The 22,802-nt window shown below is 71.6% G+C and carries 17 protein-coding genes and 1 pseudogene; 10 read left to right on the top strand and 8 right to left on the bottom strand.

Annotated features, from left to right (window positions below; genetic code table 11):
- Positions 1-20: 20 nt before the first annotated feature.
- A complete protein-coding gene (locus ACRAKF_RS33265; protein WP_447041587.1) occupies positions 21-893 on the top strand; it encodes a GNAT family N-acetyltransferase in 873 nt (290 codons plus the stop codon).
- Positions 894-1,015: 122 nt separating this feature from the next.
- Here ACRAKF_RS33265 and ACRAKF_RS33260 read toward each other — a convergent pair whose 3' ends face one another.
- Positions 1,016-2,461, bottom strand: coding sequence for a glyceraldehyde-3-phosphate dehydrogenase (locus ACRAKF_RS33260; RefSeq protein ID WP_447041585.1), 1,446 nt, complete (start codon positions 2,459-2,461; stop codon positions 1,016-1,018).
- A 58-nt stretch (positions 2,462-2,519) separates the two neighbouring features.
- Positions 2,520-3,209 carry an endonuclease V gene (locus tag ACRAKF_RS33255; protein WP_447041583.1) on the bottom strand — a complete coding sequence of 230 codons (690 nt, stop codon included), beginning with the start codon at positions 3,207-3,209 and terminating at the stop codon, positions 2,520-2,522.
- A 148-nt stretch (positions 3,210-3,357) separates the two neighbouring features.
- Between ACRAKF_RS33255 and ACRAKF_RS33250 the strand changes: the two genes are divergently transcribed.
- Positions 3,358-3,873 (top strand): hypothetical protein, encoded by a 516-nt coding sequence (locus ACRAKF_RS33250; RefSeq protein WP_447041582.1) that lies wholly within the window; start codon positions 3,358-3,360, stop codon positions 3,871-3,873.
- 77 nt (positions 3,874-3,950) lie between these two features.
- Positions 3,951-5,387, top strand: a complete 1,437-nt coding sequence (locus tag ACRAKF_RS33245) for a flotillin family protein (RefSeq protein WP_447041581.1) — start codon at positions 3,951-3,953, stop codon at positions 5,385-5,387.
- A 63-nt stretch (positions 5,388-5,450) separates the two neighbouring features.
- On the opposite strand, the gene ACRAKF_RS33240 is transcribed toward ACRAKF_RS33245, so the two are convergent.
- Positions 5,451-6,578 (bottom strand): WD40/YVTN/BNR-like repeat-containing protein, encoded by a 1,128-nt coding sequence (locus ACRAKF_RS33240; RefSeq protein WP_447041578.1) that lies wholly within the window; start codon positions 6,576-6,578, stop codon positions 5,451-5,453.
- A gap of 214 nt (positions 6,579-6,792) precedes the next feature.
- Between ACRAKF_RS33240 and ACRAKF_RS33235 the strand changes: the two genes are divergently transcribed.
- From ACRAKF_RS33235 to ACRAKF_RS33210, 6 genes and pseudogenes are all read left to right on the top strand, one after another.
- Positions 6,793-7,209 carry an SsgA family sporulation/cell division regulator gene (locus ACRAKF_RS33235; protein WP_447041576.1) on the top strand — a complete coding sequence of 139 codons (417 nt, stop codon included), beginning with the start codon at positions 6,793-6,795 and terminating at the stop codon, positions 7,207-7,209.
- Between the two features lie 295 nt (positions 7,210-7,504).
- Positions 7,505-9,148: an ABC-F family ATP-binding cassette domain-containing protein gene (locus ACRAKF_RS33230; protein WP_447041575.1), complete on the top strand. Its 1,644-nt coding sequence runs from the start codon at positions 7,505-7,507 to the stop codon at positions 9,146-9,148.
- Between the two features lie 10 nt (positions 9,149-9,158).
- Complete coding sequence (locus tag ACRAKF_RS33225) at positions 9,159-11,495, top strand: ATP-binding cassette domain-containing protein (RefSeq protein ID WP_447041573.1); 2,337 nt, start codon at positions 9,159-9,161, stop codon at positions 11,493-11,495.
- Between the two features lie 16 nt (positions 11,496-11,511).
- Positions 11,512-11,670 (top strand): annotated as a pseudogene (locus ACRAKF_RS33220) (N(G),N(G)-dimethylarginine dimethylaminohydrolase); the annotation flags it as partial.
- Between the two features lie 157 nt (positions 11,671-11,827).
- A complete protein-coding gene (locus tag ACRAKF_RS33215; RefSeq protein WP_447041571.1) occupies positions 11,828-12,799 on the top strand; it encodes an acyl-ACP desaturase in 972 nt (323 codons plus the stop codon).
- A gap of 138 nt (positions 12,800-12,937) precedes the next feature.
- Positions 12,938-15,409: a hypothetical protein gene (locus tag ACRAKF_RS33210; RefSeq protein WP_447041570.1), complete on the top strand. Its 2,472-nt coding sequence runs from the start codon at positions 12,938-12,940 to the stop codon at positions 15,407-15,409.
- A gap of 36 nt (positions 15,410-15,445) precedes the next feature.
- Here the strand turns inward: ACRAKF_RS33210 and ACRAKF_RS33205 are convergent, their stop codons facing one another.
- The 3 genes from ACRAKF_RS33205 to ACRAKF_RS33195 form a co-directional block, all read right to left on the bottom strand.
- Entirely contained in the window at positions 15,446-16,714 is a 1,269-nt protein-coding gene (locus tag ACRAKF_RS33205; RefSeq protein WP_447041569.1) for a hypothetical protein, read from the bottom strand.
- A 392-nt stretch (positions 16,715-17,106) separates the two neighbouring features.
- The gene (locus tag ACRAKF_RS33200; RefSeq protein ID WP_062783517.1) at positions 17,107-17,358 is read right to left on the bottom strand and encodes a WhiB family transcriptional regulator; all 252 of its coding nucleotides are present in this window, start codon (positions 17,356-17,358) and stop codon (positions 17,107-17,109) included.
- 386 nt (positions 17,359-17,744) lie between these two features.
- Positions 17,745-18,530 (bottom strand): VOC family protein, encoded by a 786-nt coding sequence (locus tag ACRAKF_RS33195; protein ID WP_447041567.1) that lies wholly within the window; start codon positions 18,528-18,530, stop codon positions 17,745-17,747.
- Positions 18,531-18,768: 238 nt separating this feature from the next.
- On the opposite strand from ACRAKF_RS33195, the gene ACRAKF_RS33190 reads away from it, so the two are divergent.
- Positions 18,769-20,004 carry a glycoside hydrolase family 64 protein gene (locus tag ACRAKF_RS33190; RefSeq protein ID WP_447041566.1) on the top strand — a complete coding sequence of 412 codons (1,236 nt, stop codon included), beginning with the start codon at positions 18,769-18,771 and terminating at the stop codon, positions 20,002-20,004.
- A gap of 31 nt (positions 20,005-20,035) precedes the next feature.
- Here the strand turns inward: ACRAKF_RS33190 and ACRAKF_RS33185 are convergent, their stop codons facing one another.
- On the bottom strand, positions 20,036-21,076 hold the full coding sequence (locus ACRAKF_RS33185) for a LacI family DNA-binding transcriptional regulator (RefSeq protein ID WP_447041565.1): 1,041 nt from the start codon (positions 21,074-21,076) through the stop codon (positions 20,036-20,038).
- A 141-nt stretch (positions 21,077-21,217) separates the two neighbouring features.
- Positions 21,218-22,729, bottom strand: a complete 1,512-nt coding sequence (locus tag ACRAKF_RS33180) for an FAD-binding oxidoreductase (protein ID WP_447041564.1) — start codon at positions 22,727-22,729, stop codon at positions 21,218-21,220.
- Positions 22,730-22,802: the final 73 nt, after the last annotated feature.

The raw sequence follows: 22,802 nt of genomic DNA, 5'->3' as shown, positions 1-22,802 counted from the left end.
AGGTGAGGTGAGATGCGGGCATGACGATCGTTCTGAATGAGCCCGATGTCGATGGGCTGACCGGGGTCGTGGATGCCCTTCGCGTATGGCAGGACGACCGCACGCCGCTGCAACTCCATCCGGGTGACCTCGGCTGGGCCTGGGCGCTGGGCGCGGAGAGGCTGGCCGCGGCCGTCCGCACCTGGAGCGTGGACGGACGGATCGTTGCCGTCGGATACCTGGACGGCCCTGATGTGCTGCGCCTGACGACCGCGCCGGAGCTGCGGCAGGACGGTGATCTGGCGCGCCGGCTCCTCGCGGACCTCGATGATCCGGGGCGCGGGGTCCTGCCACCCGGGAAGGTCGGCCTCGAAATCCCCGTCGGCGCCCTGCTCCGCGAGGTCCTCCTGGCGGCGGGCTGGGTCCTGGACGAGCCGTGGACGCCGCTGTGCCACGACCTCGCCGGGCCGGTGAAGGACTCCGGCCTGCGGATCGAGGTAGCCGGTCCGGAGACGGCGGGGGTGCGGACCGCGGTGCATCGCTCGGCGTTCGGCAGCCCGGCGTTCACCGAGGAGATCTGGCACGTCCTCGCGGCCGGGCCGGTCTACGCCGATGCCCGCTGCCTGATCGGCTACGACGAGCAGGACAACGCGGTGGCCGCGGCGACGGTCTGGTCGGCCGGGCCCGGCAAGCCCGGCCTGCTGGAGCCGGTGGGCGTGCACGCCGACCACCGCGGTCGCGGCTACGGGACGGCGATCAGCGTCGCCGCCGCGGCGGCGCTGCGGGACATGGGTGCGTCAAGCGCACTGGTCAGCACCCCGACCTCGAACGCTGCCGCCGTCGCCGCCTACAGGGCCGCCGGATACGAGCCGTCGCCCGAACGGCTGGACGTCAGCCGAGCCGCCTGTCCGTGAACCGTGCGGCGCCGGTTCGCGCGTGCGGACGCCACGAAGGGCCGACTCGTCGAAGTCCCTCAAACGCGGCAGCGTGAAGGGGACTTCGCGAGTCGACCCGTCGGTGTACCGAATCGACGCCCCTAGGCCCCCGGCACCGGGTATGTCGGGTACTCGACCCCGGAGACGTACTGCACGACGCGGATGACCTGGCACGAGTAGCCGAACTCGTTGTCGTACCAGAGGTAGAGGATCGCGTTGTCGCCGTCGACCTTGGTCGCGCCGGCGTCGACGATCGACGCGTGGCGCGAGCCGATGAAGTCGTTCGACACCGCGTCCGGGGCGCTGGTGAAGTCGATCTGGCGCTTCAGCGGCGAGGTCAGCGACACGTTGCGGAGGTAGTCGAGGACCTCTTCGCGGTCGGCCTCCCGGCCGAGCGTCAGGCTGAGGATCGCGATCGAGACGTCCGGCACGGGGACGCGGATCGAGCTGCCGGTGATGGGCGCCTTGAGGTCGGGCAGCGCCTTGGCGACGGCGGACGCGGCACCGGTCTCGGTGATGACCATGTTGAGCGGCGCGGAGCGGCCCCTGCGGTCGGCCTTGTGGAAGTTGTCCAGCAGGTTCTGGTCGTTGGTGAACGAGTGGATCGTCTCCACGTGACCGCGCAGGACGCCGTACTCGTCCGCCATCGCCTTCAGCGGCGGGACGATCGCGTTGGTGGTGCAGGAGGCGCAGGACAGGATGCGCTCGTCCGGCTTGATCGTGTCGTGGTTGACGCCGTGCACGATGTTCGGGACGTCACCCTTGCCGGGCGCGGTCAGGACGACCTTGTCGATGCCGGGGCGCAGGTGCTCGGAGAGGCCCTCGCGGTCGCGCCACTTGCCGGTGTTGTCGATGAGGATGGCGTCCTTGACGCCGTACGCCGTGTAGTCGACCTCGGAGGGGTCGTTGGCGTAGATCACCTTGATCTCGTTGCCGTTGGCGATGATCGTGCTGTTCGCCTCGTCGACGGTGATCGTGCCCTGGAACTGGCCGTGGATGGAGTCGCGGCGCAGCAGCGAGGCCCGCTTGACGATGTCCTGCTCACCGCCCTGGCGCACGACGATGGCGCGCAGGCGCAGACCGTTGCCGGAGCCGGCCTTCTCGATGAGCAGGCGGGCGACGAGGCGGCCGATGCGGCCGAAGCCGTAGAGGACGACGTCGCGCCCCGCGCGGCACTCGATCTTGTTGTCGCCCGTGGCGCCGGCGACGGCCTCGGCGGTGAACTCGGCCACGGAGAGCCCGCGGTCGTCGTTCTTGTACGTCGCGGCGAGCATGCCGAGGTCGATCTGCGAGGGGCCCAGGTCGAGCGTGGTGAGGGCCCGGAGGAACGGCAGGGTCTCGGTGACCGAGAGTTCCTCGCCGGCGATCTGCCGGGCGAACCGGTGGGTCTTGAGGATGCTGACCACCGACTTGTTCACCAGGGAGCGGCTGTGCAGCAGGACCGTGACGTCCCGCTCGCGGTGCAGCTTCCCGATGAGCGGGATCATCGACTCCGCGATCTCCTCGCGGTTCTTCCAGTTGGTGAACGAGTCGTCATTGACAGTCACAGGAGTATCTTTCGAGCTAGGCGGCGCTCATATGCTAACCCGCTCATCTTTCCGCCTCTCAACCGGCCGCCGCCCGCAGGGCGGCGCGGCACAGCGCGTCCGCGCGGCGGGTGGATTCCGGCAGCCGGTAGCGGGGCGTGAGGTTCAGCGTGTGCGCGCAGGCCTGGTCCAGGGTCACCCGGTGGCCGGCGGAGACGAAGACCGGCTTCACGCCCTCGCGGGTGCGTAGCGCGCGCCCGACCTCCTCCTCCCCGTCGAGCAGGGGCGAGGCGCTCCCCCGCGGCGCGGCCGGGGCCTCGTACGTGAAGGTGAAGGGGTTCTTGGCGACGCCCATCGTCGGGAGGCCGGTCAGGACGCCGAGGTGGCTCGCGAGGCCGAAGCGGCGCGGATGCGCGACGCCGTAGCCGTCGCAGACGACGACGCCGGGGTCGGCGGCGAGCCGGGAGAGCGCGGCGAGCACGGTGGGGATCTCACGGAAGGCCAGCAGGCCCGGCACGTAGGGGAAGGCGACGGCGCCGACCGCGGTGGCCTCCTCGACGACGTCGAGTGTCGCCGCGTCGAGGACCACGACGGCCGCGGCCACCACGTCACGCTCGTCGTCGTAGGCCACGTCCACACCCGTCACGTAACCGGTGCCGGGCCGCGGCCCCGAGCCGTCGAGGACCACGCGGGGCCGCAGCTCGTCCTGCACGGCCAGCGCCGCCTCGTCGTCGGTCGGCCACGCCTCGGGAAGTCGGTAATCGATCACGAGGCGCGAGCCTAGCCGGGCCGCCCGCCGGGCCGACCGGCATCAAAGACGCGTAAAGATTGCCGGAATCCGGCAATGTCGGCGCCCGTCCGTGCATGACAGCCTCGGTACATACCAAGGCGGACGGCATGGACGGGGGAGTGATCCGATGACGGTTTTTCTGGGTCTCGGCATCGCGGGGATCGTCCTGCTCGTGCTCTCGCTCGTCCTCGACGGGGTCCTCGAAGGGCTCTTCGACGGTGCGGGCGTCCTGGACGGCCTCTTCGACGGCCTCCTCTCCCTGCCCGTGATCGCCGGGTTCGTGTCCATGCTCGGCTTCGGCGGGGCCATCGTCCTCGGCACGACCGGCCTCGGCGCCGGGCCCGCCACCGTGGCGGGCGCCTGCGCCGGTGCCGGGGCGGGCCGGCTGACCTGGCGGGCGACCCGCGCCCTGATGCGGGACCAGACCGCGGCCACGCCGCGCGGCGACGACCTCGTGGGCACCGCCGGGTCCGTGGTCACCGCGATCCCTGCCGAGGGCTACGGCGAGGTGCTGCTGCACCTCGCGGGCCAGCGCGTGAAGTTCGCCGCCCGCAGCTCCGCCGCCGTGGCGCGGGGCACCGAGGTCTGGGTCGAGTCGGCCCTGACGTCCACCTCGGTCGCGGTACGCCCCGTGGAGCGCTGACTCCGGGCGTCACCGCGGCCGCTCACCACCACATCTCACCGATCTGCCGTCCCAGGGTGGCAGGGGGGAACGCGCATATGAGTCCAGTCCTGACCGCCGTCATCGGAGTCGTCGTACTCCTCGTCCTGTTGGCGCTCGTCGTCATCACCCGCTACAAGGTCGCGGGGCCGAGCCAGGCCTTCATCGTCACCGGGCGGCGCGGCAAGAAGTCGACCGATCCCGACACCGGCCGGGTGATGACCGACAACAGCGGCCAGAAGGTCGTGGTCGGCGGCGGCGTCTTCGTCGTGCCGTTCGTGCAGCAGAAGTTCACCCTCGACCTGTCCTCGCGACACATCCCGATCGCGGTGCGCGGCGCCGTCACGCTGCGCGGCGTCAAGGCGAACCTCGAAGGCGTGGCCATCGTGAAGGTCGGCGGCACCGAGGACTCGATACGCGCCGCGGCGCAGCGCTTCCTCGTGCAGCAGAACGGCATCGTCGGCTTCACCCAGGAGGTGCTCTCCGGGGCGCTGCGCTCGATCGTGGGCCGGATGTCGGTGGAGGACATCATCCGTGACCGCGCCGCCTTCGCCGGGCAGGTCGCGGAGGAGGCCGAGGCCAGCCTCTCCGGGCAGGGCCTGGTCCTCGACGCCTTCCAGATCCAGGACATCACCACCGAGGGCTCCTACCTGGAGGACCTCGGGCGCCCCGAGGCCGCCCGCGCCAAGCAGGAGGCGGACATCGCCGAGGCGGTGGCGCGCCGCGCCGCCGAGCAGGCGCGTCTGAAGGCCGAGGAGGAGATCGCGATCGCCCAGCGGACGTTCTACCTCAAGCAGGCCGAGATCAAGGCCGAGACGGACGAGGCCGCGGCGCGTGCCGGCGCCGCGGGACCGCTCGCCGAGGCGGCCAGGCAGCAGGACGTCCTGGCCGAGCAGGAGAAGGTCGCCCAGTACCAGGCCGCGCTGACCGACCGCGAACTGGACACCAAGGTCCGCAAGCCCGCCGACGCGGCGCGCTACCAGGCCGAGCAGGAGGCCGAGGCGCGCAGGATCAGCCTGGTCAAACAGGCCGAGGCCGACGCCGAGCGGGCCCGTCTGACCGGTGAGGGCGAGAAGGCGCAGCGCGCGGCGCTCGCGGACGCCGTCCGGCTCGAGGGCGAGGCCGAGGCCGCCGCGATCGGCGCGAGGGGTTCCGCCGAGGCGGAGGCGATGCACAAGAAGGCCGACGCGTTCGCGCGGTACGGGGACGCGGCGGTCCTGCAGATGCTCGTCGAGGTCCTGCCGAGCGTGGTCGCCAAGGCGTCGGAGCCGCTGAGCGCGGTGGACAAGATGACGGTCATCTCCACGGACGGGGCGGGACAGCTCTCCCGTACGGTCGCCGACAACGTCGCCCAGGGCATGGAGCTCGTCAGCTCCACCACGGGCGTCGACCTGGCCGAGCTCCTGAAGGGGCTCACCGGGGGCACCCGCGCCCCGGAGCCCGCCCCGGAATCCGCCGGGACCGCGCAGAACGGCGCGATCAAGATCGCCGACTGACCACAGCCGCGCCGCCGGCCTCGACCGGGTCAGTTGGGCTCGGCCGGGCCGACCCGGCCGGGCTCAGCCCCGCTCCAGGCGGGCGATCCGGCCCTTCTCGCCGGCCGCCCAGCAGCCGCGGGCGCCCGCGCAGTCCACGGTGTCGTAGGACCCCGGGTCGACCGTGCGCCAGGTCCTGCCGCCGTCCGACGTGACGTCGGTGCCCGTCGGGCCGACCGCGAGGGCCGTGGCGCGGCTGTGCGGGAACCACGTGACGCCCGAGCGGTAGGCGGCCGGCGGCCGCCCGGCGTCGCGCCAGGTGCGGCCGCCGTCGCGGGTGACCGCCGAGGCCTTGGGCGACGCCTGGTCGGCGCGGTAGTCGCCGCCGACCGCGATGCCGTGCGTGCGGTCGCGGAAGGCGAGGCCGAAGACACCGCGGGCCGGGTCGCCCGCCGGGATCGGCGCGTCGGTGGCCTTCCAGGTCAGGCCCCGGTCGGCGGAGTGCAGGACGCGGGCGCGGGCCGCCCCTCCGGTGGCCAGCCAGACGTCCCGCGGGCCCGAGGAGACCAGGCACTGGCCGCTCGCCGCGAAGGCCGCCTCGCCCTGCTGCGCCGCGGGCATGCCGGCGTTCGGCAGGACCTTCCAGGAGCGGCCGCCGTCGGCGGTGGACAGGATGCGGTACCTGCCGTCGACCGGGTCGCTCACGGCCAGGCCGTGGCGGTGGTCGAAGAAGGTCATGCAGTCGTAGAACGCCCTGGCGTCGGTGTTGCGGAAGGACTCCGTCCAGGTCGCGCCGCCGTCGTCGGTGCGCAGCACGCGGGAGGCCTCGCCCTCGCCGATGGCGAGCACCACCGCGCGCCGGCCGTCGAAGGCCTCCACGTCCCTGAACTCCAGGTCTCCGGCGCCCGGTGGCGACACATCGCGCCACGTCCCGCCGCCGTCCGAGGTGCGCAGCACGGTGCCTCCGGTCCCGGCCACCCAGGCCGTGTCACGGCCGACGGCGGCGAGTCCGCGGAAGCGCGCGTCGGTGCCGCTCTCCTTGAGCTGCCAGCTCAGGCCCTTGGCGGAGGGCTGCTCCTGCCCAGCGGTACGCTCCTGCCCGCCGGTACGCGCCTGAGCGGGGGCCGCGAGAACGGCTCCCGCGAGCGCCGCCCCGCACAGTCCCGCCAGTACCGTGCGCCTCATCGACTTCGCGTTCCCCATGGCCCTCATGGCGGCTGAAGCTAGCCGACGCGCCGGGGCTCGTCCAGATGGCCAAAAGGTGTCCCCCGGCCGATGGCCGCCGGGAACCGCCGGCGCCGCCACGGTGTCGCGGTGACAGAGGTCACTCGGTCCCACCCACTCTCCGTGTGCACGGATTCCGTCATTCCGTCGTCTATCCAAGTGTCGACCCCAGTCGTCCAGCAGTTCAGTGAGGGAGCAGGCGTTGTCCACTGTCATCGAGCAAGCCGTAGAGGCCCGCCTGGTCGCCGCCGCGCCGCGGATGCTGACCATCCCCGCGAGCCTGCACTACGACCGGCAGGACCCCTTCGCCGTACGGATGACCTTCCCCGCTCCCGCGACGCTGGAGGGCGTGGAGGTCTACTGGACGTTCGCCCGCGACCTGCTCGTCCAGGGCGTGGAGAGCGCGGTGGGCGACGGCGACGTGCGGGTGCGCCCGTACGGCTTCGACCGCACGGTCGTGGAGTTCCACGCGCCCGAGGGCACCGCGATCGTCCACGTCCGCACCGGGGAGCTGCGCCGCTTCCTGCACCGCACGACGGCCCTCGTGCCGGTCGGCCAGGAGGACCGCCACGTCGACCTCGACCAGGACCTGGCCGAGCTGATGCGGGACGCCTGCTGAGGGCCCGGGCGTGCCGCGGGTGCGCGTTAAGACGTTGACACCCGCCACGCCCCCCTCGTACGTTGTCAAAGGTTCTGTTGCCGTCGATAGGAGAAGGACGTTGCTCGTCTGAGGTCATGAGACACCGCGTCACGCAGCCCTCCGCTGCCGTGTACGCCGTGTGCGACCTCGGCGCATGAGCCGTCCCGTCTCCCCCGGCACAGGCCTTTTCTCTTTCTCCGGCCTCACCTCTGCCGCGGTGTCTCGAACGCGTCTGCCCTGACCGCGCTCCACACCACGCAACCGCGAGGCCCGTATGTCTACCCACCCCACCTCCATCACCGTCACATCGCTGGACTTCACCTGGCCCGACGGGACCAGCGTCTTCGACGGCCTCCAGGTCGCCTTCGGTCCCGGCAGGACCGGGCTCATCGGCGTCAACGGCTCAGGGAAGTCGACCCTGCTGAAGCTGATCGCCAGAGAGCTCACCCCCACCGAGGGGACCGTCAAGGTCGCCGGTGAGGTCGGCTGGCTGCCGCAGAACGTCACCCTCGACACCGGGCTCCGCGTCGACGAGGTGCTCGGCATCGCCGCCACCCGCGCCGCGCTGCACGCCATCGAGGCGGGCGACGCGAGCGAGGAGCACTTCGCCGCAGTCGGCGACGACTGGGACGTCGAGGAGCGCGCCCTCGCCACCCTCGACCAGCTCGGACTCGGCCACATCGGCCTGGACCGCACCACGGGCGAGGTGTCGGGAGGCGAGTCGGTGCTGCTGCGCCTCGCCGCGCTGCTGCTGCGCAGGCCGGACGTGCTCCTGCTCGACGAGCCGACCAACAACCTCGACCTGTACGCCAGGCGGCGGCTGTACGCGGCCGTCGAGGCGTGGTCCGGGGTCCTCGTCGTGGTCAGCCACGACCGTGAACTCCTGGACCTGGTCGACCAGATCGCCGATCTGCGCGAGGGCGGTGTCACCTGGTACGGCGGGAACTTCTCGTCGTACGAGGACGCCCTCGCCGTGGAGCAGGAGGCGGCGGAGCGCATGGTGCGCGTCGCCGAGTCCGACCTGAAGAAGCAGAAGCGCGAACTGGTCGACGCCCAGGTCAAGTTGGCCCGCCGCAAGCGCTACGGCCAGAAGATGTGGGACCAGAAGCGCGAGCCGAAGATCGTGATGGGCGCGCGCAAACGGGCCGCCCAGGAGTCCGCGGGCAAGCACCGCATCATGCACGAGGAGAAGCTCGCCGAGGCCAAGGAGCGCCTCGACGACGCCGTGGAGGCGGTGCGGGACGACGACGAGATCCGCGTCGACCTGCCGCAGACCCTGGTGCACCCGGGGCGCACGGTCCTGACCCTGAGCGGCCTGGAGATGCGCTACGGCGCCCGCGCCGAGGGCGAGTTCGAGCTGCGGGGCCCCGAGCGGATCGCGCTGATCGGCCGCAACGGCACCGGCAAGACCACGCTCCTGCGGACCATCGCGGGAGAGCTCGACGCGGTCTCCGGCGAGGCACTGGCCCACGTACCGCTGCGCTTTCTGCCGCAGCGCCTCGACGTGCTCGACGACGAGCTCACCGTCGCCGAGAACGTGGCCGCGTTCGCGCCCGACGCGACGAACAACCGCGTCAGGGCGCGGCTCGCCCGCTTCCTCTTCAAGGGGGCCAAGGCGGACCAGCGGGCGGGCACCCTCTCGGGCGGTGAGCGCTTCCGCGCGGCGCTCGCCGCGTTGCTGCTCGCCGATCCGGCGCCGCAGCTCCTGATGCTCGACGAGCCGACGAACAATCTGGACATGGCGAGCGTCAAGCAGCTCTCGACGGCCCTGGAGTCGTACCAGGGGGCGCTGATCGTGGCCAGTCACGACCTGCCGTTCCTGGAGTCCATCGGCATCACGCGGTGGCTGCTCATGGACGGAGGACTGACCGAGATCACCCAGGAAAAGAAGACAGAAGCTGTCGGGTATTCCGGCTAGCTTCGGGTGCATGCGCCAGGACACACCGCACGACACGCACCAGTACACGCACACGCCCACGCACATCACCATCACCGGAGCCCGTGAGAACAACCTCAAGGAGGTGGACCTGCGCATCCCGAAGGGCCGTCTCACGGTGTTCACCGGGGTGTCGGGCTCGGGCAAGTCCTCGGTCGTCTTCGACACGATCGCGGTCGAGAGCCGTCGTCAGCTGAACGAGACCTTCACCTGGTTCGTCCGCAACCGGCTGCCGAAGTACGAGCGGCCGCACGCGGACTCCATCGAGGACCTCTCGCCCGCGATCGTCGTCGACCAGCGGCCGGTCGGCGGCCACTCGCGCTCGACGGTCGGCACGATGACGGACGTCTACTCCGTGATCAGGGTGCTGTTCTCCCGGTACGGCACACCGAGCGCGGGCCCGGCGACCGCGTACTCCTTCAACGACCCCTCGGGCATGTGCCCCGAGTGCGACGGTCTCGGCAGGACCGTGCGGCCCGACTACGGCCGCATCCTCGACCCGGCCAGGTCCCTGGCGGACGGCGCGATCCTCTTCCCGCCGTTCGCCGCCGGGACCTGGCAGGGGCAGACGTACACCAACACCACCGACCTGGACACGCACAAGCCCGTCGGTCAATTCACGGACGCCGAGCGGCGGTTCCTGCTGCGCGGCGGCGGCCGGGGCAGGGTGAAGGTCAGCGTCGACAACACCGGGGGCGCCCGCGACATCGACTACGAAGGGCTCGCCGACCGCTTCGAGCGCCTCTACCTCAACCGCGACCTGTCCACGCTCTCCCAGCGGACCCGCGACCTGGTGCAGGGCTTCCTGGTCGAGGGCCCGTGCCCCTCCTGTCACGGCGCCCGCCTCAACCCGGCCGCGCTCGCCTCCCGCGTCAACGGCCTGAGCATCGCCGACTGGACCCGGATGGAGGTCACGGACCTGATCGGCGAGCTGGGGCGCGTCGACGACCCGGTGGCCGGGCCCGTCGCGCGGGCCGCCGTGGCGGCCCTGGAGCGGATCGAGGCGATCGGCCTCGGCTATCTGAGCCTGGACCGCGAGACGTCCACGCTCTCCGGCGGCGAGGGGCAGCGCCTGAAGACGGTCCGCCACCTCGGCTCCAGCCTCACCGGCATGACGTACATCTTCGACGAGCCCAGCGTCGGCCTGCACCCGCGCGACGTGGGCCGTCTCAACGACCTGCTGCTGCGCCTGCGCGACAAGGGCAACACCGTCCTCGTGGTCGAGCACGACCCGGACGTCATCGCGGTCGCCGACCACGTCGTCGACATGGGCCCGGCCGCCGGCACCGACGGCGGCCGGGTCGTCTTCGAGGGCACACCGGACGAACTGCGCAGGGCGGACACCCTCACCGGACGCCAGTTGCGCCGCGGGAGCGGCGTCAAGGAGCACCCGCGCGAGCCGAGCGGCGGCCACTGGATCAAGGACGCGGACCTGTACAACCTCAAGAACGTCAGTGTGCGCGTGCCGACCGGGGTGCTCACGGCCGTCACCGGGGTCGCGGGCTCCGGCAAGAGCACGCTGGTGTCGAAGGTGTTCACCGAGGAGCACCCGGACGCCGTGGTGGTCGACCAGTCGTCCATCGGCGTCTCGACCCGCTCCACCCCGGCGACGTACCTCGGGATCATGGACACCGTCCGCAAGCTCTTCGCCCGGGAGACCGGCACGAGGGCGAGCCTGTTCAGCTTCAACTCGCACGGGGCGTGCGAGGGCTGCCAGGGGCGCGGGATCATCCACAGCGACCTGGCGTTCATGGACCCGGTGACCACGACGTGCGAGCGTTGCGAGGGGCGGCGCTTCAAGGACGAGGTGCTGCGGCTCACCGTCCGCGGCCGGTCCGTGGCGGACGTCCTGGCGATGACGGCCGACGACGCCCTGGACTTCTTCGCGCCCTTCGACGACCCGGCGGTCCGCCGCAGGCTGGGCGCCCTGCGGGACGTGGGCCTCGCCCACCTCACGCTCGGCCGGTCGCTGAGCACCCTGTCCGGCGGTGAGCGCCAGCGCATCAAGCTCGCCACGCAGCTCCACCGCACCGGCACCACGTACGTACTCGACGAGCCGACCACCGGGCTGCACATGGCGGACGTCGAGGGGCTGCTCGCGCTGCTCGACCGGCTCGTGGACGCGGGCAACACCGTGCTGGTCGTCGAGCACAACCTGGACGTCGTCCAGCACGCGGACTGGGTGATCGACCTCGGCCCCGAGGGTGGCAAGCACGGCGGGCGGGTGGTCTTCGAGGGGACGCCGGCGCAACTCGCGGCGGCGGAGGGTTCCTTCACCGCCGATCACCTGCGCCGGGCCCTGGGCCGGGGGCGGGCGCGCGCCGCATGACGTGCGGCGCCGAGCGGCGCTGCCGGACGGTACCGTCATCGGATACGAGCCGCTCGTCCACAGCGGTTCGCTGTTCCCGCGATTCGGCCCGGTTCCGGTCGATTTCAGCGAGTTCGGGAAACGGGAGGGCTGTGTGATGTGCCTCTCAGTTCGGCTCCGGGATCTGTACGCCTGAGCAGCGGTGGGGCCCTTGTTACACAAGGGGACTGGGGGGTACCGGTTTCCCGGTCCCTTTACGGAGGGCTTAACCTACGGCAACGTAACCTACGACACCGTAGGTAGTGCACCGCTCGCACTGCTCGTAAGTACTCCCGTCCCCCTATGGAGCCCACGTGACGATCACCTCTCCCCACCTCGGCAGCGCGGACAGCTGGACCGATGCCCGTCTGCTCTACGCGCTGGAGGAAGTGGTCGAGCAGGAACTGAACCGCCACCTGAAGGTGGCGAAGGACTGGATGCCCCACGAGTACGTCCCGTTCTCGGACGCACGCAACTTCCCCGGCTTCTTCGAGGACGGCGAAGCGTGGGAGAAGGGTCAGTCCCCGGTCACCGACATCGGCCGGATCGCCCTCGTGGTCAACCTGCTCACCGAGGACAACCTGCCCAGCTACCACCACGAGATCGCCTCCCTCTTCGGCCGCGACGGCGCCTGGGGCACCTGGGTGCACCGCTGGACCGCCGAGGAGGGCCGCCACGGCATCGTGATGCGCGACTACCTCCTCGCCTCACGCGCCGTCGACCCGGACCAGCTCGAACAGTTCCGCATGATGCACATGAGCGAGGGCTTCGAGTCGGACAACGGCCACTCGATGCTGCACTCGGTCGCCTACGTCGCCTTCCAGGAGCTGGCGACCCGCATCTCGCACCGCAACACCGGACACCAGTCGGGCGACCCCGTCTGCGACCGCATGCTGGCGCGCATCGCGACCGACGAGAACCTCCACATGGTCTTCTACCGCAACCTCCTGAAGGCCGCCTTCGAGCTGGCGCCCGACCTGACCATGCAGGCCGTGCGGGACGTCGTGGTCAACTTCCGCATGCCCGGCCACGGCATGCCCGGCTTCGAGCGTGCCGCCGCGCAGATGGCGATCGGCGAGGTCTACAACATGCGCATCCACCACGACGACGTGCTCCAGCCGGTGCTGCGCCACCTGAAGGTCCTGGAGATGGACGGCCTCGGCCCCGAGGGCCTCAAGGCCCAGGAGGAGCTCGGCTTCTTCATGGGCGGCCTCGACGCTGAGGCATCGAAGTTCGACGTGAAGCTGGCCGCGCGCAAGGCGCGGATGGCGGCGCGAGAGGCCTGACCTCCACTTCCGCGGTTCGCGGGACGGGCCGGGACGACGCCACAGGCGCCGTCCCGGCCCGTCCGCGTGCCAAGCCCGCGCCGCAGCGATTTACGGCAGCCCTCTGCGGTGCAACGGTGGACGCGGGGGTGACAACCCATGGCGCAGACCCATGAGTGGATGTTCTACGAGGTCATGTGGCGCAGCTGGGCGGGCAGAGGAGAGGTGCCCTATCCCGTGCCCTGGTGGGCGCAGCAGGCCTTCCGGCGCTGGAGCGACGAGTTCGACTCCGGCACCTACGAATCGAAGGAGGCCGCCCTGGCCTCCAATGCCCTGTACCGCTACTGGCACATGGTCGGGGTGAAGGATCATCACCAGGAGTCCCTGATCGGGCAGGCGGGCGAGATCGAGCCGGTCTACGACAAGTACTGCCTGTCCTTCTTCCTCTTCGATCCGGCGACGGGCGCCCTGAGCCTGCCGCAGCTCCCGGCCGGCGGGAAGGTCAACCAGCGCATGGAGGCGCCGCATCTACCGGTGGTCCTGACCGACTTCCGCACACCGGACGGCGTCGAGTTCGTGCAGCGCACCTTCGCGACGACGGTCGGCGCCCGGCAGCGGGACCTGGTCGTGACGCGGCTGACCGTGGGCACCGCCACCGGCCGGCCGCGCGAGGGCTGGCTGTGCGCGGCGGTCATGCCCGCCGGGCCGAGCGGCTTCCAGCGGCACGACCGCAACGGCCGGCAGATCACGGACCGGCGGCTGACGTTCCTGCGGCACCTGCCGCAGGAGAACCGGGTGGAGACGAACAGCGGCTGGGGCCCGGTGTTCGACAAGGCTCCCGACCAGTACGGGGTGTACGGCAACCCCGGCTTCTCGTACGACCCGGCGGCCTATCTGTCGCACAGCCCCTTCCACGACCTGGTCACGGGCGGCAAGCTGAACGGCGCGCTCCAGGCGCAGGACCAGATCGCGGGGCTGTGCAGCGCCGCGTTCGCGTGGCCGTTCCGCGTCGTCGACGACGAGGTGTTCGAGCTCGACGTGCGGCTGCCCGTCGACCTCTACAGCGGCGCCGCCGACCTGGCCGAGATCACCGCGCCCCCGGCCGGCGACCTGGAGGAGGCCAACCGCGGCTTCTGGACGACGAAACTGACGGGCCAGGGGTTGCAGCCCGGGCTGCCGCGCGGTGTGGCGCACCTGACGGACCTGTTCCGCGAGGCCCGCTCGCAGTTGCTCATCCTCTCGGACGGGGGTGAGATCCACCCGGGTCCGACGGTCTACGACTCGTTCTGGATCCGCGACTCGTCCGTGGAGGCCACGGCCTGTTCCCTGGTCGGGGACGCGGCGCTCGCCGAGCACCAGCTCGGCACGCACTACCCGCTGAAGTTCAACCGCGGCACGGGCCGTATCGGGCCCTGCGCCGAGTACGGCTTCTACGGCGGCCCGCACGAGCGCGACGACCGCGAGTGGGACAGCAACGGCCAGGCGCTGTGGGCGATCGGCCGGTTCGACCGCACGCGGGGCCGCGCCGCCTCGTTCGGCACCAGGCTCTACACGCCGTACGTGATCGACGGCGCCCGGTGGCTGCGCGACAACCGCGACGCGTACGGGCTGCTGCACAGCGGCTGGAGCGCCGAGCACCTGGGCGAGCGGGACAAGCCGCACTACTGGGACGACCTGTGGGCGCTGGCGGGCCTGTACGAGGCGGCGCGCCTCGCCGAGCGGATCGGCTCGCCGGACGTACCGGAGCTGTGGGCGGCCTTCGACGACGTGAAGCGGGCCACGGCGGCCTCGATCCGCTGGGTCCTTGAGGAGCAGCGGCGGCGCGGGGCCTGGGAGACGTACATCCCGACGGGCCCCGGTGACGTGGGGCGCCTCGACTCCACGATGATCGGCGCGGCGGCGTTCTTCCATCCGCTGCGGCTGCACATGGGCAGCAAGCTGGGGCCCGACATCGACCGGGCCGCGCGCTGGACGCTCGACACGATGTACGCGCACTTCGTCTCCGGCGGCTACCGCCACGAGGCCGCGTGGAACGCCTTCGGCCCCTACCTCACCACGCAGTTGGCGCACGCGTATCTGCTGGCGGGCGATCCGGGGCGGATGGACGAGCTGCTCGGCTGGATCGTCGGGTCGGCCTTCCCGCGGACGGAGGAGCGGGCGGTGGCCCTCGGCGCGTGGAACGAGCAGCACGCCTTCACCATCGCGTCGGACTTCCACGAGGTGCCGTCGCGGCACTGGTACATGGGCGACATCCCGCACGGCTGGGCCGCCGCCGAGTATCTGCTCCTGATCCGCGACATCCTGCTCTTCGAGGCGGACGAGGACCACGACCCGCATCTGTACGTCGCGCCGGGTGTCCGTCCGCACTGGGTGCCGGACGGTGACACGGTGGTCGTGGAGGCGGCGCCGACGCTGTTCGGCGAGCCCTTCGGCTACCGCCTCGCGCACGACGCGGGCCGGCGGACGGTGACGGTGGACGTGACCGAGGCGCCGGAGCGGGTGCGCTACGTCTACCCCTGCCGGTTCGGCCACGTCCGCGCGGCGACCGCGGACGGCCGCGGTCTCACCGTCTCCGGCGACGACGTCCATGTCCCCGCGGGTACGAGGAGGTTCACGGTCACGTACGCGTGAGCGCCGGGGCCGGTGAGTCCGTCGGCCGGGGGTGGGTCAACGGGGCCGCAGGCGTGGTTCGTACGGCGCGTCCTGCACCCACCGCGTGCCGTCACGGCTGATCGGGAAGGAGTCGAGGTCGACCTTCTCCAGCTCGATGCGCACCTTCTCCTTGCCCAGGACGCCGTCCAGCGTGAGCTTGTCCCCCGTGGGCCGGGCGAAGGTGAGCCGGCCGGACCACGCCGGGTCGTCGACGCGGGCCAGCATGATCGCGCGCCGGGAAGGGGCGAAGGTGGCCGCGTAGTCGACGATGGAGCCGTCCATGCGCTGGCTGGACACGGCGCCCGGCTGGTACGGGTGCATGGTGTCGACGATGAACCGGTTCCAGCGTTCGACGTCGGTCGTCAAGGGAGGGCGGTCCTGTCCGTCCGACGTGAACTTCACGACGTTCCAGATGCCGTACAGCGGCGGTTTCGGCCCCGATGTCCCGACGACGTCCCATCGCTTCCAGTCCTCGTGCGCCTGGGAGGCCGCCAGCCACACCCCGAACAGCAACTGGCCCGCCAGCGCCAGCCTCATGGCTTTGGACGTGCGGAACAACCGCGGCCGGGCGAGTGGCCCGACGCCTTGGTCGGAGACGAAGAAGGTGGCCAGCCGCATCGCGTGCGGGGCCACCAGGATCAGGCTCAACAGGAGCAGATGGAAGGTGAAGAGCTTCACGGGCACCTGGTAGGCGAAGTTCAGGACGAGCACCTGTGTCATCTCGATCGCGGCCAGGAGCGCGCCCAGGAGGGCGGTCCGGGGAACGACGAGCAGGAGCCCGGCGGTCACCTCGGCGCACCCGAGCAGGATCTCGTAGGGCTGCGAGCTTCCGACCTGCGTCCAGAGCACGTTCTGCATTCCGAAGTCCCCGAAGGGCTCCACCAGCCTGGTCAGCGGCAGCGACATCTGGAGAGGAAAGACCTTGGCGAACCCGAAGGTGAACAACTGCGCCGCCAGACACATCCGGACCACTACGGAGAACCACTTGTACAGCGTCTCGTGGTGCGGCCGTTGCCGGTCGAGCGCCGTCCACACCACCGTGACGAGCAGGGCGGCGAGGAACCAGCACAGGGCGAGTACCCAGAAGAACGCCTGGTCGCCGCTCAACACCGGCTCGATGAGCGGTGCTTCGACGTGGAGGAGGTGCTCGGCCACCCAGGTGACGGCCGGGCGCACGGTGTGGTACTGCCGGGTCTGGGCGTCCACCGGGAGATCGCTCGCGAAGACCCCCACCAGCGCGTACATGATCCGCGACTCGGACAGGAAGAACAGAGCGACGTACACCAGGAAGAAACGGAACGCGACGCGTGTGGGGAGGCTCCACCTGGGCGGCGGTATTTCCCCCTCCTCGTCGGACGTTTCCGGGTTTCTCGTCGGCCGGGGAGCTCTGAGTGATCGGGTCATGACAACCTCCTGCCTCGGCGGTTGAAAGTTGACCGGTCGGTCGGTCGACGTTGTTCATTCCCCGGTGCCGACTGCGGGAACCTGCCCGATGTGCCGACGGAAAGCGGCCCGCGCGAGGCCGTCATGCTCTCCGGCCGCGACGACCCGCGCCGCGCGCACAGTTCTGAGGGCGCCCGCCCGTCCCCCGTGGCGGGCGCCCTCCTCAGGGCGGGGGCACCTTCCTGACAGGCACCCTCGTGCTGGCTGTGGGCGGCCGGCTGTGACCCGGCCGGTCAGGCGCGGGGAGCGGCGCGTCTGAGGGCGTACCGCTCCTTCTCGGAGAGCCCGCCCCAGACGCCGAACCGCTCGTCGTTGGCGAGGGCGTAGTCCAGGCAGGCCGAGCGCATGGTGCACATCCGGCAGATGTACTTCGCCTCGCGCACCGAGCTGCCGGGCTCGGGGAAGAAGAAGTCAGCTCCGGTCTGGGCACACAGCGCCTGCTCCTGCCAGGCGAGCTGGGGCTGGGCCGTCATGTCGATCTGCATGACACCGATGCTGCCCGAGTGCGCGAAACAACCGATCAACGAACGATCAACGCCGCGGTCCAGGCCGTCAACCCGGCATCTACCTGCCCTGCCCGCCGCCGCGGGAAACCGCCGGACAGCCGATCACCGGGGAGCGATCCGTCACCGCCCGCGCCCGGGGGCCGTCGAACACGGCGAACACCGTGAGACCCGGCCCGGCCCTCTCACGCCGGGCCTCACCGCCCCCTCACCAGACCACCGCTGCCACCGCTGCCACCGGCACGAATACCGGCAGCCACGAAGTACCGGCAGCGGGGCCGGACCCGCCCGGCTGCCGGGCCGTCGCCCGCGAGGCGCGCACGCCCCGCGGGCAGCGGTCCGGCACCCGCTCCACCCCGGCCGGAGGCCTACGCGGGTGACGGCTGGAGTACCGCGAAGCGGGCGCCCGCCGGGTCCGCCAGCTTCGCGAAGCGACCCACCCCCTCCATGGACATCGGCTCCATCCGCACCGCTCCGCCGAGCCGCCGCGCCGTGGCCGCCGCCGCGTCGCAGTCGTCCACCTGGAAGTACGGCAGCCAGTAGGCCCCCGCTGCCGCTTCGGTGGGGTCGCTGTCGAGCGGGACCACGCCGCCGAACATGTCGTCCTCGACGCCGCCGCCGGGGAACACCATCGTGTAGCTACCGCCGGGGAAGGACTGCTCGACGGTCCGCCAGCCGAACACCGAGCCATAGAACCCCGTGGCCGCGGCCACGTCCGGGGTGTACAGCTCGGTCCAGACCAGGCCGCCCGGTTCGTTCAGGACATCGACGCCCTTCATCTCGCCCGGCTGCCACACGGCGAACTGGACGCCCGCCGAGTCGGTGAACATCCCCATGCGCCCGAGGTCGCGGACGTCCATGGGGTCGAAGGTCGCGCCGCCCCCGGCCTGCTCGACCGCCTTCACCGTGGCGTCGACGTCCTGGACGCGGAAGTACAGCGTCCAGGCGGGCGGACTCATGTCCGCGGACACGGTCATCGCGCCTGCCACGGCCCTGTCACCCAGACGGAACTGGCCGTAGCCACCCACGTCCGCGTCGCCGCGCAGAAGCTCCCAGCCGAAGAGCTCGCGGTAGAAATCACTGACGTCGTCGAGGTCCGGGGCGCACATGTCGGCCCAGATCGGAGCGCCCGCAACGAAACGGGTATTGAGCATGATCGACTCCTTTGTCGCATCTCACCGTTCTTTCTCCGAGTCTGGCACCCACCACTGACAATCCGCCCGACGGGCGCCGAACCATCCGACACTGGCCAAAGAGGCGCCCCGGGAAGCCGTCATTACCTGAAGGAACAACATTTCTGAGAGCGCTCTCAGTCACATCTCTTGACGCCACAAGGAGCCGCCACGACAGTGGTGCACCACCCCCACTCCCCCCACCGCGCAGGAGTCCCCCGTGATATCGCGTCGCATGTTCCTGACGGCCACCGCGGGCGCCGCGGGCGCCCTCACCTACCCCGTCTGGGGAAGCGCTCTCAGCCCCCGCGCCCGCGCCGGCGGCAAGGCCGCGCCCGCCACCTGCGAGCTCGCCCTGCGGAACAAGTCGCTGCCGGGCAAGGTCAACGCCTACGTCACCGGACACGAACTCGGCACCGACCGCTGGGTACTGCTCAAGCCCGACGGCGGCGTCTACCGGCCCGACTCGCCCTCGGCGCCCCAGACCCCGCTGCCCGTCGACTGCGCCATCCCGCTCGGTTCCGCGGGCTCGGCGCCGAAGGTCCTGACGCTGCCTCAGATGTACGGCGCCCGCGTCTACTTCGTCCGCGACGACAAGCTGGACTTCTTCCTCAACCCCGGCCCCTCACTGGTCGAGCCCGCCTTCGCGACCAAGGAGGACCCCAACTACGGCCGGACCTGGTCGTTCTGCGAGTTCACCTTCAACACCCAGCAGCTCTACGCCAACATCAGCTACGTCGACCTCGTCACCGCCCTGCCCATCGGCCTGTCCCTGGAGGGCGACGGCACGCACACCGTGGCCCCCCTGCCCGACGGCGCCGTCGACAGAATCGCCTCGGACCTCGCGGCGCAGGCGGCGAAGGACGGCCGGCCGTGGGACGACCTCGTCATCCGGGGCGACAACGGCGTCCTGCGCGTGATCTCCCCCCAGAACCTCATGGCGCCCTACTTCGACCGGCCCGACCAGATGCCGTTCCGCGACGTGTGGAACAGCTACATCGACCAGGTGTGGGACAAGTACCGCTCCACCGACCTCAAGATCGACCTCCAGGGCGGCCGGGGCGTCTTCACCGGGCGCGTCAGCGGTGACGTACTGACGTTCAACGGCGGTCACTCCTTCACCAAGCCGACGTCGAAGGACATCTTCACCTGCAACCACGGGCCCTTCGCCAACAATCCCGGCGACCCCGACGACAAGAAGGGCCTCCTCGCGCGGCTGGCCGCCGGATTCAACCGCAGCATCATGCTCACCCACCCCGAGCAGCCCAATGGCACGACCTCCGGCGACTACTACCGTGACGCGGTGACCAACCACTGGTCACGCGTGGTGCACGCCAACTCCCCGATCGGGTACGCCTTCCCGTACGACGACGTACGCCCCGACGGCCAGCCCGACGTCTCCGGGGCCGCCCACGACGGCAACCCGCGGCGGTTCACGGTCAGCGTCGGCTCATGACGCCGTAGCCACGCCCGGGCCGTGGCGGCGCTCACGCCGATGACCTGTGCACCAGGGACGTCGGCAGCACCACGCTCGAAGGGGCCGCGGCGAGACCCTCGCCGCGGCCCCGCAGCAGCATGCGGGCCATCAGGCGGCCCATCTCCTCGATGTCCTGGCGGACCGTCGTCAGCGGCGGCTCCGCCTGCTCGGCGACGAGCAGCATGTCGTCGAAGCCGACCACCGCCACGTCCTCCGGCACCGACCTGCCCCGCTCCCGCAGGACCCGCAGGGCGCCGGACGCCGACAGGTCGTTGGCCGCGAAGACGGCGTCGACGTCCGGCTCGGCGTCCAGGAGTCGCCGCATCGCCCGCTCGCCGCCCGCGAAGGTGAAGTCGCCCTCGGCGATCAGCCGCGGATCGGCGTCGGCCAGGACGTCCCTGAAGCCGTCGAGCCGGTCGACCGCGGAGGTCTGGTCGAGCGCCCCGGTGATGTGCGCGACGCGACGGCGCCCCAGGCCGACCAGATGGCGCACCGCCTCGCGCGCGCCCCCGCGGTTGTCGCAGTCGACGTACGGCGCGCTCCGCTCCCCCGCGCCCGCGTCCTGCCAGCCGGGGCGGCCGCCGAACACGGTGGGCAGGCCCGCGCGCCGGATGATGCCGGGCAGCGGGTCGTCCAGGTGCAGCGAGAAGACGAGGGCGCCGTCGACGTGGCCGCCGGAGAGGTAGCGGCCGACCCGCTCGTGGTCGTCCCTGCCCTCGGTGAGCAGCAGGACGAGCTGCACGTCGTGTGCCGTCAGTTCCTTGCTGATGCCGCGCAGTTGGAGGGCGAAGAACGGGTCGGCGAAGACCCGGGTCTCCGGTTCGGCGATCACCACGGCGACCGCGTCGTGGCGGCGGGTGACGAGGCTGCGGGCCGCGTGGTTGGGGACGTAGCCGAGTTCGTCGACCGCGTGCCTGACCTTGTCGGCGAGCTCCGCGCGCACCCCGGGGCCGCCGTTGACGACGCGGGAGACCGTGGCGCGCGAGACCCCGGCTCGGGCGGCCACGGCCTCCAGGGTGGGGCGCTGTGCCGCGCTCGGCTCCTCGGTCACCTTCTACGCTCCGTTCCCGGCCGCGGACGCTCGGGGGATCACGCCGGGCGGCGGTCCGCGGCCACCGCCCGGGCCATCCTCGCGCATCGGCGTCGACGGCCGTCGGAACGGGGGCCGGACCCGGCGTCCGGCTCGGCCGCTTCAGACCGTCCGGGGTCGCCCGCCGGTGCCCCCGCGGCCGATGCCCTGGGGGAAGCGGAACGCCCCGTGCGGGTCGTAGGCGGCCTTGACCTCGGTCAGGCGGGGGTAGTTCTCGGCGTAGTAGGCCTCGCGCCAGCCGGGCAGGGCCGGGTCGATGAAGTTCTGGTAGGTCTCGCCGTCCGCATAGGGGTTGACGGCGGCGAAGCCCGCGTCGACCCACCGGCGGGCCGCCCGCTCGGCCCCGGCGGTGACGGGCGAGTCGTTCACGACACTCAGGTAGTTGATGTCGTACAGGGCGTCGCGGTGGACGTAGGCCGTGTCGGTGCGGGCCGGGTCGCTCGCGGCGCCGCCCAGGGCAAGGACCTCCAGCTTGTGGGTCTGGCCCGCCAGCCGGGCGAGGTCGAAGACGGCCAGGGCGCGCTCCCACGCCGCACGGGGCACGGGACGGCCGAAGAGCCGGCCGCGGACCAGGCCGTGGGCCGGGCGGGGGAGCAGGCCGGCGGGGGTGCGGCGGCACTGGGCGGCGGTGAGGGTGGCGCAGCCGTACGTCGCCCGCATGAAGGCGCGGTGCCGCGTCGCGGTGAGTGAGCGGGCCGACGGTGGGCCGCTGTAGGTGAGCAGGCGGTCGACCTCGGCGGCGAGCCGCGCCTCGGTGCCGGTGGACATCAGGACCAGCCCCGCGAAAGGCGTGTTGCCGGGCGCGGCGTCACCGAGGACCGCCACCGCCGCGGCACCCACGGTCCGTGGGGCGCCGACCAGCCAATGGGCGAAGCCGTCCAGCATGTCCACGGCGTGCTCCCAGTCCCACGACAGGCTCGCCACCCGGACGACGTCGACGGCCGCGGGCGTCATGGTGAAGGAGGTGACGACCCCGAAGTTGCCGCCCCCGCCGCCTCGCAGCGCCCAGAACAGGTCGGGGTGCTCCCGTGCGGAGGCCGTGAGGGTCCGGCCGTCCGCGAGGACCACCCGCGCCGAGACGACCCGGTCGCAGGCCGTTCCGAGGGTGCGGGTGAGGTAGCCGATGCCGCCGCCCTGGACGAAGCCGCCCGCCGCGACCGTCGCCCGCGCCCCACCCGGCAGCGCGAGGCCGTGGGGCGCGAGCGCGTCGAGGATGCCGGACATCCGCGCACCCGTGCCGACCCGCGCGACCGCCCCGTCGACGACCACCGCGCCGATCCCGGAGACGTCGACGACCAGGCCCCGGCTGGTGGAGTATCCGCCGTAACTGTGGCCGCCGCTGCGCACCGCGAACGGCAGGTCGTGGTCCTGGGTGAAGGCGAGGCAGAGCGCGACGTCGCCCGCGTTCACGCAGTAGGCGACGGCCTTCGGGGCGACGGCGTCGAACTGGGCGAGGTCGAGCTGTCGGGCCGTCGCGTAGGCGCGGTCGGAACGGGTCACGAGCCGGCCCCGCAGCCGCCGCTCCAGCCGCTCCCACGGCACGGGGGGTGTCCTCGGCAGCAGTACGGCGGCACCCGCGCCGAGCATGATCTCTCTGCGGCTGATCGATTCCATCGTGTCGTCCCCCGGTCCCGCGATGATTGAGACGGGACTGATTGAACAGAGGAATATGTGGTTCACCTACCCA

It is taken from the genome of Streptomyces sp. DSM 118878, from assembly GCF_052936595.1.
This window is presented reverse-complemented; position numbering and strand designations above follow the sequence as displayed.